Origin of the sequence: Citrobacter sp. 506, assembly GCF_050434985.1 — a bacterium.
In the GTDB taxonomy this organism is placed as follows: Bacteria; Pseudomonadota; Gammaproteobacteria; order Enterobacterales; family Enterobacteriaceae; genus Citrobacter; species Citrobacter braakii.
Genome location: NZ_JBNDJN010000001.1, coordinates 1,003,450 through 1,016,841, shown reverse-complemented (window position 1 = coordinate 1,016,841; position 13,392 = coordinate 1,003,450). Strand labels below are relative to the sequence as shown.

The following is a 13,392-nucleotide window of genomic DNA, read 5'->3' as shown; positions in this document are numbered from 1 at the left end:
AGGACTCACCCGGCTTGACGCTAGGCTACGGCGTTCTCTTCAAGCTGGCGCATAAACTGGCGAACCCAGTCGATCCGTGCTTTACGCTCGCCCAACTCCTGCATGAATTTCAGGCGTGTTGGACCATCCAGACGGAAGTGTTGCGGTTGTTTTTGCAGTAAACCAATTAGCCAGACCGGGTTAACGTGGTTTTTCTCGGCAAACTCAATAGTACCGCCTTTTTCATTGCCTTCGAGCTTTCTGATCCCCAGTTTCTGCGCCTGCTGGCGTAAACGGGCAATATCCAGCAACGTCCGGGCCGGGTCGGGCAGCAGGCCAAAACGGTCTATCAGCTCGACCTTAATTTCTTCCAGCTCGGTTTCGCCTTTCGCACTGGCAATGCGCTTGTAGAACGACAGTCGCGTGTTGACATCCGGGATATAGTTATCCGGCAGAAGCGATGGCATGCGCAGTTCGACTTCGGTTTGCTGGCTGGTGAGATCTTCCAGCGACGGTTCACGCCCTTCTTTGAGCGCATCGACAGCGTTTTCCAGCAGCTCCATATACAGTGAGAAGCCGATGCTTTCCATGGAGCCACTTTGATCTTCGCCCAGCAGTTCCCCAGCGCCACGAATTTCGAGGTCGTGGGTTGCCAGCGCAAAACCTGCACCTAAATCTTCCAGCGAGGCGATGGCTTCCAGGCGTTTTTGTGCGTCGGTGGTCATCGCTTTTGGATGCGGCGTTAGCAGCCAGGCGTATGCCTGATGGTGTGAGCGTCCCACACGACCCCGTAGCTGATGCAATTGCGCTAAACCGAAGTGGTCAGCTCGTTCAATGATGATAGTGTTGGCAGTGGGAATGTCGATCCCGGTTTCGATAATGGTGGTACACACCAGCACGTTAAAACGCTGATGGTGGAAATCGTTCATCACGCGTTCCAGTTCGCGCTCGCGCATTTGCCCGTGGCCGATACCAATGCGCGCTTCCGGCACCAGTTCCGCTAATCTGTCAGCGGTTTTCTGGATATTTTCGACGTCGTTAAAGAGATAATAAACTTGTCCTCCGCGCATAACTTCACGCAGGATAGCCTCGCGTACCACCAGGTTGTCATATTCGCGCACGAAGGTTTTGACCGCCAGACGACGAGCGGGCGGTGTGGCGATGATCGACAGATCGCGCATGCCGCTCATCGCCATGTTGAGCGTGCGTGGAATTGGCGTTGCCGTCAGAGTCAGAATATCTACATCCGCGCGCATTGCCTTGATACGCTCTTTGTGGCGAACGCCGAAACGGTGCTCTTCATCGACAATTAGCAGCCCCAGATCTTTTAGCTTCACATCCGCTTGCAGCAGTTTGTGAGTGCCGATGAGAATATCGATTTTACCTTCGGCAACCTGCTCCAGAATCTGCGCTTGCTCTTTAGCGCTACGGAAACGGGACAGCATCTCAATGCGTACCGGCCAGTTGGCAAAGCGGTCGCGGAAGTTGTCGAAGTGCTGCTGAGCGAGCAGGGTGGTCGGTACCAACACGGCAACCTGCTTGTGATTCTCTACGGCGAGAAAGGCGGCACGCATCGCGACTTCGGTTTTACCAAAGCCGACATCGCCACACACCAGGCGGTCCATGGCCAGCGGTTGACACATATCGCTGAGTACCGCGTTGATCGCCTGCGCCTGGTCCGGCGTGGTTTCAAACGGGAAGCTGTCGCAAAACAGCTGATACTGTTCACGGTCATGCTTAAAGGCAAAGCCTTCTTTCGCTGCGCGCTGGGCATAAATATCCAGCAGCTCTGCCGCGACATCGCGAACCTTCTCAGCGGCTTTCTGTCGGGCGCGTGACCAGGCATCACCGCCCAGTTTATGCAGCGGCGCATTCTCTTCCGCGCCGCCGGCGTAGCGGCTGATCAGATGCAGCGACGACACCGGCACATACAGTTTGGCGTCGTTGGCATAGGTGAGCATCAGGTATTCACCGGTAATGCCGCCTGCTTCCAGCGTGGTCATACCGGCATAGCGACCCACGCCGTGCTCCAGATGCACAACTGGCTGACCGGGATGCAGCTCCGCGAGGTTACGAATTAACGTGTCCGGGTTGATGGTGCGACGAGAATCCTGGCGGCGACGCGCCACACGTTCACCGAGCAGATCGCTTTCACAAATCAACGCCAGATTGCGTTTGCTATCGATGAAGCCGTGCTCGGCTGAGCCAATCATCAGATAACGACCGTTGTCTACGGCTTCGTCGAGTCGCAATATCCGCTTCGGCGCGACTTTGATGCGGGCGAGCAGTTCGCCTAGCGCTTCCCGGCGTCCTTCACTTTCCACCGAGAAAATTACCGGACCGGTAAAGCCTTCAAGGAATTTACGTAATGCATCTAACGGTGCTTTTTGCTGTGCCTGAACGGCGATATCTGGCAGCTTCTGGAACCCGAGGTTGGTATTCGCCGCTTTCTTCGGCAGACTCTCGGTTTTCAGCTGAACACGCGGCCAGCGTTTAAGTTCAGAAAACAGCTCATCAACCCGCAGCCACAGCGATTCCGGTGGCAGAAGCGGGCGCATCGGATCAACGCCGTGATTCTCAAAGCGTGACAGGGTATCGGCCTGGAAGCGTGCAGCGCTGGTCTCGATATCGCCGGTATTTACCAACAACGTATTGGCGGGGAAGTAGCTGAACAGCGGCGGCAGCGGCTCGCTGAAAAACAGCGGCTGCCAGTATTCAATCCCCGTAGGTAACGTGCCTTTGCTGACCTGTTGATAAATATGCTCGGCGTCGCGTTTTACCTCAAACGTATCACGCCACTGACTACGGAACAGTTCGATGGCCGTTTTGTCAGTCGGGAATTCGTGTGCGGGCAGCAAATTAATGGCATCGACTTCTTCCAGCGTGCGCTGAGTGTCAGTATCAAACAGACGCAGGCTGTCGATTTCGTCATCAAAGAAATCCAGACGATAAGGCAATTCGCTGCCCATCGGGAACAGATCTAACAATGCGCCACGCGTGGCGTATTCGCCGTGTTCCATGACCTGATCAACATGGCGATAGCCAGCACTGTCCAGTTGTTCGCGCAGGGCGTCGCGCGAAAGCCGCTGGCCTTTTTTCATGACCAGCGCATGACCGTGCAGATAGCTGTGCGGACAGACACGCTGCATCAGCGTATTTACCGGAACGATCAGCACGCCGCGCTGCATGGCGGGCAGTTGATACAGCGTGGAGAGCCGTGAGGAGATAATCTCCTGATGGGGAGAAAAGCTGTCATAGGGAAGCGTTTCCCAGTCGGGCAGGTTCATCACCATCTGGTCAGTAAACTGACGAATTTCATCATGCAGACGCAAAGCATTTTGCATGTCTGGCGCGATCAGCACCACTGGACCCGCGTGACGTTCGGCGATTTCGGCGACCAGCGTTGCGCAGGCGGCACCCGTAAGCTCACCCAACTGGCGCTGATCGGAAGCGCCCGTTGGGAGCGTGTAACGATGTTGTTCAGGCATTCGGTTGTCAGGATCTCGTTTAGATATACATCTGATAAGCAATGTTCTTTATTATCCGTGATCGTTTCTCATAAGCAAATTGATTCGCCCCCGAATGGGGGCAAAAAGCGCGTAGGGGTTAGCGCGAGGCGAGCGATAAAGAGGGCGGGGAAAAGAGCAGATCGGCCACGGTTTTTTGTGAAATCTTACGCACCAGCAGGCCAAACAGGGTGCACAGCAGCAGACAGGCGAACGGATACACCAGTAGCAGGGCCAGCTCCGCGTATGCAGGCCAGGTGGCATGATTGATTTTGGGGATAAGCGTTAAGCTGAACAGCTCAACCAGAATACGGTGAGTGGTGTAGATGGCGATGGTATTGGCGCCAATCACGCTTAACGGACTGGACGCGCGCATGCCAAAGTGGAGCTCGAACTGATAAAACAGCTTCATGATCAGCACAATGGAAAGGAGAGAAAGCAATAGCGAGACATTTGCCAGCCACGCGATGATGGCGACGATTGTGCAACCCAAAACAATGACCGCATGGCGGCGCAGGGGCACTTCCTTGATCCACGCCATCAGCGTTGCGCCAAACCATGCGCCGAGGCTATACCAGGGCAAATTGCGAATCACGCTGTTCATTCCCCACCAAGGGGTCGGGAAAAAATTGATCGCCACGCTCAGCGCCACAAATAATGCTAACAACGGCATCGCCCAACGGCTGAAAATTTTACACAGAACAAAATAGACAATCAGCGCGTACAGATACCACAGGCTGGTGCTGGCGGTCAGCATCCCGTGGGTAAAACCCGCAATCGAATCCGCATAAGCGGCGTTGGCGGCATGGGTCAGATCGCGCTGCGGGGCGAGCCAGTTATTGAGCGCCACCAACGCCAGCCATTGCACCACTCCCCAAAGCACCAGCACCCAGGCGATACTCCAGATCCGTTTATCCACGCAGGTTGTCCACGGGACGTTATCGATGTAGCGGCGGATTAGATACCCCGAAATAAAGAAAAACACCGGCATGCGAAACGGTGCCAGGTACAAATTGAGGTAAATCCAGCATTTGCTCAACACCTCTGACAGTGGATGCTGAAAAGTGGTGAGGTGCGGGTAAAATGTGATCACCGAGTGGTAAATCACTACCAGGCAAATGCATAACCCCTTGATTTGATTAATCCATAGTTCTTTTTTATTCATTGAGACGGCGCATCCATATTGATTGCAATAGCCTGCCATCCTGCGCAACCCGCTGTGCGCTGTAATGCGTAACTGTCTGCATTTTGTTTTTTTAGGATAAAGGTCAGGGATCAGGGTTGCAGGGGAGAGGGACAACTTTAGCGGTTTGATTTATTTATACTTTTAAGAATAGTGCTGACGAACACTTACGGTTCAGTCATTTACCCATTCCGCTTTCGCTTATATACTCGTGACTTTGCTAACAGCAACCAGACGGATTTCATGTACCAACCTGTCGCTCTATTCATCGGCCTGCGTTATATGCGTGGGCGTGCAGCAGATCGCTTCGGTCGCTTCGTTTCCTGGCTCTCCACCATTGGCATTACTCTCGGGGTAATGGCGCTGGTTACGGTGTTGTCGGTGATGAACGGTTTCGAGCGCGAGCTGCAAAACAATATTCTTGGCCTGATGCCTCAGGCCGTCCTCTCGTCTGAACAGGGTTCCCTAAACCCGCAACAGCTACCGGAAAAAGCGGTGGTGTTGAACGGCGTCAACCGCGTTGCACCGATAACCACGGGGGATGTGGTACTGCAAAGTGCGCGTAGCGTGGCAGTCGGCGTGATGCTGGGTATCGACCCGGCGCAAAAAGATCCATTAACGCCATATCTGGTCAATGTGAAGCAAACAGATCTGCAGCCGGGTAAGTATAATGTCATCCTCGGAGAGCAGCTTGCCGGGCAACTGGGTGTTAATCGTGGCGATCAAATTCGCGTGATGGTGCCCTCAGCCAGCCAGTTTACCCCCATGGGGCGTCTGCCGAGCCAGCGTCTGTTTACGGTAATTGGCACCTTCGCCGCCAACAGCGAAGTCGACGGCTACCAGATGCTGACCAACATCCAGGATGCATCACGTTTGATGCGTTACCCGGTGGGCAATATTACCGGCTGGCGTCTGTGGCTGAACGAACCGTTAAAGGTTGATACGCTGAGCCAGCAAACGCTGCCGCAAGGCACCAAATGGCAGGACTGGCGCGAGCGCAAAGGGGAATTGTTCCAGGCCGTGCGTATGGAGAAAAACATGATGGGGCTGCTGCTTAGCCTGATCGTGGCGGTGGCGGCATTTAATATTATTACCTCGCTGGGTCTGATGGTAATGGAGAAGCAAGGGGAAGTGGCGATTCTACAAACGCAGGGGCTGACGCCGCGGCAGATAATGATGGTGTTTATGGTGCAGGGGGCCAGTGCCGGGATTATCGGCGCGCTGCTGGGCGCGGTGCTGGGCGCATTACTCGCCAGTCAACTGAACAACCTGATGCCAATTATCGGTGTGCTTCTGGATGGGGCTGCGCTGCCGGTCGCCATTGAGCCGCTGCAGGTTATCGTCATTGCGCTGGTGGCGATGGCCATCGCGCTGCTGTCTACGCTTTATCCTTCCTGGCGCGCTGCCGCCACTCAACCCGCTGAGGCTTTACGTTATGAATAAGATCCTGTTGCAATGCGACAACCTGTGCAAACGCTATCAGGAAGGCACAGTGCAGACCGATGTACTGCACGATGTCAGTTTTTGCGTCGGTGAAGGTGAGATGATGGCGATTGTCGGCAGCTCCGGTTCCGGTAAGAGTACGTTGCTGCATCTGTTAGGCGGGCTGGATACGCCAACTTCCGGCGATGTCATTTTTAGCGGTCAGCCGATGAGCAAACTCTCGTCGGCGGCGAAAGCGGAACTGCGCAATCAGAAGCTGGGCTTCATTTATCAGTTCCACCATCTGCTGCCGGACTTTACCGCGCTGGAAAACGTGGCGATGCCGTTGCTGATCGGCAAGAAAAAACCGGCTGAAATCACCGAGCGCGCACGGGATATGCTGAAAGCAGTAGGGCTGGACCATCGTGCCAGCCATCGTCCGTCTGAACTTTCAGGCGGTGAACGCCAGCGCGTGGCCATTGCTCGTGCGCTGGTGAATAACCCGCGCCTGGTACTGGCGGATGAGCCAACGGGTAACCTTGATGCGCGTAACGCGGACAGCATTTTCGAGCTTCTGGGTGAGCTGAACCGCTCTCAGGGCACGGCATTTTTGGTGGTGACACACGATCTGCAACTGGCGAAGCGCATGAGTCGACAGCTTGAAATGCGCGATGGTCGCCTGACGGCTGAACTGAGCCTGATGGGAGCTGAGTAATGGCTTCGCCTTTATCGTTATTGATTGGTCTGCGTTTTAGCCGTGGTCGGCGGCGCGGCGGCATGGTCTCGCTGATTTCCGTGATTTCCACCGTTGGCATTGCGTTGGGCGTAGCGGTATTGATCGTCGGCTTAAGCGCCATGAACGGATTTGAGCGTGAGCTAAACAACCGTATTCTGGCCGTGGTGCCGCACGGTGAGATTGAAGCCGTGAATCAGCCGTGGAACAACTGGCAGGAAGCGCTCGACAAGGTACAGAAGGTACCAGGCATTGCTGCTGCGGCGCCTTATATTAACTTTACCGGGCTGGTGGAGAGTGGGGCGAACCTACGCGCAGTGCAGGTGAAGGGCGTTGATCCGCAGCAGGAGCAGCGTTTAAGCGCGCTACCCTCGTTTGTGCAAAACCACGCATGGGATAATTTCAAAGCGGGTGAGCAACAAATCATTATTGGTAAGGGAATTGCCGATGCGCTGAAGGTGAAGCAGGGCGACTGGGTATCGATTATGATCCCTAACGCCAGTGCGGATCATAAGTTACAGCAGCCTAAACGCGTGCGTTTGCACGTCACGGGGATCCTGCAACTGAGCGGTCAGCTCGATCACAGCTTTGCCATGATCCCAATGGAAGATGCGCAGCAATACCTGGATATGGGATCCAGCGTTTCCGGGATCGCGCTGAAAGTGAACGACGTGTTTAACGCCAATAAGCTGGTGCGAGACGCGGGTGAAGTCACCAATAACTATGTGTACATTAAGAGCTGGATCGGTACATACGGCTATATGTATCGCGATATCCAGATGATCCGCGCCATTATGTATCTGGCGATGGTGCTGGTGATTGGCGTGGCCTGTTTTAATATCGTTTCCACGTTAGTGATGGCGGTAAAAGACAAAAGCGGCGATATTGCGGTATTAAGAACCCTGGGGGCTAAAGATGGCCTTATCCGTGCCATTTTTGTCTGGTACGGCCTGCTGGCGGGTCTGTTCGGTAGCCTGATAGGCGTCGTCATTGGGGTGCTTGTCTCGCTGCAACTGACGCCGATCATTAACGGGATTGAGGCGCTTATCGGCCATCAGTTCCTGTCCGGCGATATCTATTTCATTGACTTCCTGCCATCGGAATTACACTGGCTGGATGTGATTTACGTGCTGGTGACAGCACTCGTGCTGAGTCTTTTGGCAAGTTGGTATCCGGCGCGTCGCGCCAGCAATATTGATCCTGCGAGAGTACTTAGCGGCCAATAACAATATATACACGAAAGCATTCATGCGGCGGTAAGGCGGCAAACCGAAATCTCCATGAGCATAGATAACGATGTGACTGGAGGGTGAGGGCGCAGCCAACCCCAAGGCATCTTGAAGGATGACGTGTATCAAGGAGCGGTGATGTATTACGGATTTGACATCGGCGGGACCAAAATTGCGCTGGGCGTGTTTGATAAGCAACGTCGTTTGCAATGGGAAACACGCGTCCCTACGCCTCGCGACAGCTATGATGCTTTCCTTGATGCGGTCTGCAATCTGGTGACGGAAGCGGACCAGCGGTTCGGCGTTAAAGGTTCGGTAGGCATCGGCATTCCTGGCATGCCGGAAACGGAAGACGGCACGCTGTATGCGGCCAATGTTCCTGCTGCCAGTGGTAAGCCGCTCCGCGCCGATCTCAGCGCTCGCCTTGACCGCGATGTGCGTCTGGATAACGATGCTAACTGTTTTGCTCTTTCCGAAGCCTGGGATGACGAGTTCACCCAATATCCGCTCGTGATGGGGTTGATCCTCGGCACCGGTGTTGGCGGCGGTCTGGTGTTTAACGGAAAATCCATCACCGGGCGCAGCTATATCACCGGCGAGTTTGGTCATATTCGTTTGCCAGTCGATGCGCTGACGTTGATGGGCTTTGATTTCCCATTGCGCCGCTGCGGGTGCGGTCAACTGGGATGCATCGAAAGCTATCTTTCCGGCGGTGGATTTGCGTGGTTGTATCAGCATTACTACCATCAATCGCTGGATGCCCGGGAAATTATCGCCCTGTGGGAGCAGGGTGATGAACAAGCACGTGCCCATGTTGAACGCTATCTGGATTTGCTGGCGGTGTGCCTTGGGAATATCCTGACTATCGTCGATCCTGATTTGGTGGTGATTGGCGGAGGCTTGTCGAATTTTACCGCTATTACGACGCAACTGGCGGACCGACTGCCACGTCATCTGCTGCCGGTTGCCCGGGTGCCGCGTATTGAGCGGGCGCGGCACGGTGATGCGGGCGGGATGCGCGGAGCCGCTTTCCTACATCTTACCGATTAATACAAAGAGGTTGTTATGCTGTCGCGCCGGGGTCATCGGTTAAGCCGCTTTCGTAAAAATAAACGCCATATGCGCGATCGCCTGCGTCAACGAATCTTTTTCAGAGACAGAGTGGTGCCTGAATTGATGGAAAAACCAAGAGTGCTGGTACTGACGGGAGCGGGAATCTCCGCTGAGTCAGGAATTCGAACCTTTCGCGCGGCGGATGGTCTCTGGGAAGAACATCGGGTAGAGGACGTTGCGACTCCGGAAGGATTTAGTCGTAATCCGCAACTGGTCCAGTCGTTTTATAACGCCCGTCGTCATCAGTTGCAACAATCAGAAATCCAGCCTAACGCGGCGCATATCGCGCTGGCAAAACTCGAAGCCGAGCTGGGCGACCGTTTTTTACTGGTGACGCAGAATATTGATAACCTGCATGAACGTGCGGGCAGCCAGAACGTAATCCATATGCACGGCGAACTGCTCAAGGTTCGCTGTTCGCAAAGCGGGCAGATTCTGGAGTGGACTGGCGATGTGACTGCGGAAGATAAATGCCATTGTTGCCAGTTTCCGGCGCCGCTGCGCCCGCACGTGGTGTGGTTTGGTGAAATGCCGCTGGGCATGGATGAAATTTATATGGCACTGGCAATGGCCGATGTGTTCATTGCGATTGGTACATCGGGCCATGTATACCCGGCAGCGGGGTTTGTGCATGAAGCTCGACTACATGGGGCGCATACGGTAGAGCTAAATCTCGAACCGAGCCAGGTAGGAAGCGAGTTTGAAGAGAAGTATTACGGTCCGGCAAGCCAGGTGGTGCCTGAGTTTGTTGAGAAATTATTGAAAGGACTGTGATTTTTTTGCCCGATACGCGCAGCGCTATCGGGCATTCCTTACAACGCTGAATTAGCGTCCTGCTTTCAGCTTCTGATAATACTCTTCATAGATAGCGCTGGCGGAACCAACATCGTTCTGCCATTCCCCTTTGTTGATGGTTTCTGCATCAGGGTAGAGGGTTTTATCGTTCGCTACTTCAGGGCTTAACAGCTTACGTGCTGCCAGGTTTGGCGTCGGATAACCGATGGTTTCCGCGACTTCTTTCGCCACGTCCGGGCGTAGCAGGAAGTTAATCAGCTTCAGCGCACCTTCTTTATTTTTTGCGTTTGCTGGAATAGACAGGCTGTCCATCCAGAAAATCCCACCTTCTTTCGGCCATACCACTTCCAGCGGTGTACCTGCCTGCCGCGCAACATACGCGGAGCCGTTCCACACCATCCCCAGATTGACTTCGCCTTCCATATACGGGTTGGCCGGGTTGTCAGAGTTAAATGCCGCGACGTTAGGCATCAGCTTCTTCAACTCGTTATAGGCGGCTTCAATCTCTTTAGGATCGGTGGTATTGCCGGAGTATCCCAGCTTGCGCAGCGCCATCTGGAACACTTCACGCGCATCATCCGTTAACAGCAGGCTACCTTTGTACTCCGGTTTCCACAGATCGGCCCAGCTGGTTACTGTTTTCGGGTCGATGGCATCGCTATTGATGCCAATGGCCGTCGCACCCCAGATATACGGGATAGAGTAGTCATTGTTGGGGTCGAATGGCTTGTTGAGCATTTCCGGATCGAGGTTGTGGAAGTTGGTCAACGTCGACTTGTCGATCTTCTGGATCATGCCTTCTTTGCGCATTTTATCGACGTAATAGGTGGACGGAACCACCAGATCGTATGCGCCGTCTTTATAGGTTTTGAGCTTGGCGTACATGGTTTCGTTCGACTCGTAGGTCGAATAGATAACCTTAATGCCAGTCTCTTTGGTGAACTGCTCCAGCAGTCCAGGTGGGACATACTCGGTCCAGTTATAGAAATAGAGCGTGTTGTTGTCATTAGCGTGAGCGGCGCTCATGCCCAGTGCCAGAGCACCCGCCGCGAGCAGGTGGCGTGACCATTTTTTCATCATTTAACGTCCCCTGAATTAAGGGCCTTAGCGGCCCTTGGTTTTATCACGTGCAATAAGCTGGCTGGCAATCACCATAACCAGCGACAGAACCAACAAAATGGTCGCCAGCGCGTTCACCTCTGGTGATACGCCGACTTTTACCATTGAGTAGATTTTTAACGGCAAAATTTCATAACCAGGCCCGGTAACGAAGGACGACACGACGACATCATCCATCGACAACGTAAAGCTCAGCAACCAGCCGGCAGCCACTGCAGGCATTGCCAGAGGCAGTATAATCTTGCGCAGAATAGTCACTTCACTGGCGCCGAGATCTTTGGCGGCTTCAAGCATTCGTACATCAAAACCTTTCAGACGTGAGTAAACCGTCACCACCACAAAAGGTAGACAAAAAGTGATATGCGAGAACAGCAGTGACCAGAAACCCAGTTGAATGCCGATCAGCATAAACAGCACCAGCAAAGAAATCGCCATTACGATATCCGGCGACATCATCACCACGAACAGCATGCCGCTGACAAACGGTTTACCGCGAAAACGGTAGCGGTACAGTGCAACCGCTGTGAGTGAGCCGATCAGCGTGGCAAACGTGGCGGATAGCACCGCCATCGTCAGCGAGTGTTGCGCTGCCTGTAGCAGGCTGTCGTTGTTCATCAGCAGGCCGTACCATTTGGTGGTAAAACCCTGCCAGTTGATGCCAAAGCGCGAGCTGTTAAAGGAGTTCACAATCAAAATAATGATTGGAATATACAGATACGCGTAGATAGCGGTCATAAAACCGCCTCTGAGCAGCCGACCGATCATTCTCGTTTCACCTTCTTGTTCAGAAGGCGCGATGTTTTCAGAGTATTGAAAATAATCAACTTTTTCTCTTCTCCAAAATCTCTCCAAAACTTCTCGCCAAAACAGATAGCCAAAAAAGAAGCAGCTATCACTAAGGCCGCGAATTTTACAACAATTTTTAGGATGATCGGGAAAAAAAGGCCATTTAAATGACCCGCTTTACCCATTCCTGACTGCGAGTGTCGGTATAGCAATCGGTTCAGGGAACAATTAGCGCACGCTGCCGCTGTGGTGGTAAAGAGGAGGTACTTGACTGCAAAGCCACGAAAGAGCATGGCGTCCCAGTGTTTGAAACCTGTGAACGCTGCAGGGAGCATGCTTAACGAAGGGTAACGAAATTGACGGGAATAGTGGTTTTTTGGATATCAATTTCCTGGACCGGTGGTAACAAAAACAGAAAACACCAGAACGGCGTTTTACGCTATCTACAGCGTAAATTTCTTGAATCACCCTGTTTTACGACACAAGAATTTACCTTTAATGACACCGTCAAAGAAACGGCCTTTAGATTGCACCGTGAGAAAAGAGTTATAGATGCTTTCTGGAACGCCCACATACTGGAAAGTTGAAGAATTTACGAACCCTATCTCCAGAATCTTTTCTAATGGGTAGTAACCAATAAATTTTATTTTTGATGAAATCATTGCCTGTCGTTGCATTTTTTCTCCTTCAAATTTTTTAATTTTCCTTCTCTGATAATACACTGATATGAAACAAAAGGAGCATAGTTTTGTAAATGTTATGGTTGTTTCAGAGTTTACTGGTTGGATGAAATGATTTTCTTTGTTGCTATTAATTTCCTTAGCTGCGAAAAATAGCACGAAAATTCGTTGCTGGATTTTTACGGATTGAAACGGGATTTCCTTTAAGTGACTGATAAATATATTTTATTTTATTTTTCGTTATCCAGGGGACGACCGGCTGTATGTTATTGCTGGTGAACAGAACTCATTGATTATGCTGTCTCAGTTTCCATTTCTAAGATTTTGCGAAAAATTAAATGAAAAAATAACTTGCTATTGTTTGTGGGGTGTGTGATTAATGAGGGGTCGGTTAGGTACACAGACCCATTAAAGCGGTTTAGTAAAGCAGTTCTCATCTCAAGCGTTATCCACAGATAATCCTTTCTTTTGAGCCTTCTTATCGTTACTAATTAGATTGTGTGCGAAGCCCTTTTCGCCGTAAGGCTACATAGAATTTAAGGAATTACCTGTGTCTAATAAAATGACTGGTTTAGTAAAATGGTTTAACGAGTCTAAAGGTTTTGGTTTTATTACCCCTGACAATGGTAGTAAAGATGTGTTTGTACACTTCTCTGCTATTCAGAGTGGTGGCTTTAAAACGCTGAATGAAGGCCAAAAAGTTGAGTTCAGCATTACTGCTGGTGCAAAAGGGCCGTCAGCTGAAAACGTTGTAGCTGCCTGATATTTTTCCTGATGTAAACCAATATACGATAGCGAAGACGGTGAATGCCTGAGTAGATATATTGGTTTTTCAGAAACTCAACAT

General features: G+C 52.3%; 11 protein-coding genes and 1 pseudogene. 7 read left to right on the top strand and 5 right to left on the bottom strand.

The window, feature by feature from the left end; all coding sequences use genetic code 11:
• Positions 1 to 20: 20 nt before the first annotated feature.
• Together mfd and ABIE10_RS05105 are read right to left on the bottom strand one after the other, a co-directional pair.
• Complete coding sequence (gene mfd / locus ABIE10_RS05110; RefSeq protein WP_429154942.1) at positions 21 to 3,467, bottom strand: transcription-repair coupling factor; 3,447 nt, start codon at positions 3,465 to 3,467, stop codon at positions 21 to 23.
• A gap of 118 nt (positions 3,468 to 3,585) precedes the next feature.
• Positions 3,586 to 4,650, bottom strand: coding sequence for an acyltransferase family protein (locus tag ABIE10_RS05105; protein WP_019076499.1), 1,065 nt, complete (start codon positions 4,648 to 4,650; stop codon positions 3,586 to 3,588).
• A gap of 261 nt (positions 4,651 to 4,911) precedes the next feature.
• Between ABIE10_RS05105 and lolC the strand changes: the two genes are divergently transcribed.
• The 5 genes from lolC (at position 4,912) to cobB (ending at position 9,939) form a co-directional block, all read left to right on the top strand.
• Positions 4,912 to 6,111 carry a lipoprotein-releasing ABC transporter permease subunit LolC gene (lolC, locus tag ABIE10_RS05100; RefSeq protein WP_003030806.1) on the top strand — a complete coding sequence of 400 codons (1,200 nt, stop codon included), beginning with the start codon at positions 4,912 to 4,914 and terminating at the stop codon, positions 6,109 to 6,111.
• Positions 6,104 to 6,805, top strand: a complete 702-nt coding sequence (gene lolD / locus ABIE10_RS05095; RefSeq protein WP_003832278.1) for a lipoprotein-releasing ABC transporter ATP-binding protein LolD — start codon at positions 6,104 to 6,106, stop codon at positions 6,803 to 6,805. Before lolC ends, lolD begins: the two co-directional genes overlap by 8 nt.
• On the top strand, positions 6,805 to 8,049 hold the full coding sequence (gene lolE / locus ABIE10_RS05090; protein WP_429154939.1) for a lipoprotein-releasing ABC transporter permease subunit LolE: 1,245 nt from the start codon (positions 6,805 to 6,807) through the stop codon (positions 8,047 to 8,049). The genes lolD and lolE overlap by 1 nt, the downstream gene beginning before the upstream one ends.
• 141 nt (positions 8,050 to 8,190) lie before the next feature.
• On the top strand, positions 8,191 to 9,102 hold the full coding sequence (nagK, locus tag ABIE10_RS05085; protein ID WP_287108706.1) for an N-acetylglucosamine kinase: 912 nt from the start codon (positions 8,191 to 8,193) through the stop codon (positions 9,100 to 9,102).
• A gap of 15 nt (positions 9,103 to 9,117) precedes the next feature.
• Positions 9,118 to 9,939, top strand: coding sequence for a Sir2 family NAD+-dependent deacetylase (gene cobB, locus ABIE10_RS05080; RefSeq protein ID WP_016152685.1), 822 nt, complete (start codon positions 9,118 to 9,120; stop codon positions 9,937 to 9,939).
• A 51-nt stretch (positions 9,940 to 9,990) separates the two neighbouring features.
• Here cobB and potD read toward each other — a convergent pair whose 3' ends face one another.
• Both potD and potC read right to left on the bottom strand, forming a co-directional pair.
• Complete coding sequence (potD, locus tag ABIE10_RS05075; RefSeq protein ID WP_029139492.1) at positions 9,991 to 11,037, bottom strand: spermidine/putrescine ABC transporter substrate-binding protein PotD; 1,047 nt, start codon at positions 11,035 to 11,037, stop codon at positions 9,991 to 9,993.
• A gap of 27 nt (positions 11,038 to 11,064) precedes the next feature.
• Positions 11,065 to 11,844 (bottom strand): spermidine/putrescine ABC transporter permease PotC, encoded by a 780-nt coding sequence (gene potC, locus ABIE10_RS05070; RefSeq protein ID WP_003030794.1) that lies wholly within the window; start codon positions 11,842 to 11,844, stop codon positions 11,065 to 11,067.
• A gap of 239 nt (positions 11,845 to 12,083) precedes the next feature.
• On the opposite strand from potC, the pseudogene ABIE10_RS05065 reads away from it, so the two are divergent.
• Positions 12,084 to 12,191, top strand: a pseudogene (locus tag ABIE10_RS05065) (antitermination protein); the annotation flags it as partial.
• A gap of 138 nt (positions 12,192 to 12,329) precedes the next feature.
• Here ABIE10_RS05065 and ABIE10_RS05060 read toward each other — a convergent pair.
• Entirely contained in the window at positions 12,330 to 12,542 is a 213-nt protein-coding gene (locus ABIE10_RS05060) for a KTSC domain-containing protein (protein ID WP_016152687.1), read from the bottom strand.
• Between the two features lie 553 nt (positions 12,543 to 13,095).
• On the opposite strand from ABIE10_RS05060, the gene cspE reads away from it, so the two are divergent.
• Positions 13,096 to 13,308, top strand: a complete 213-nt coding sequence (gene cspE, locus ABIE10_RS05055; protein WP_005127641.1) for a transcription antiterminator/RNA stability regulator CspE — start codon at positions 13,096 to 13,098, stop codon at positions 13,306 to 13,308.
• Positions 13,309 to 13,392 lie beyond the last annotated feature (84 nt).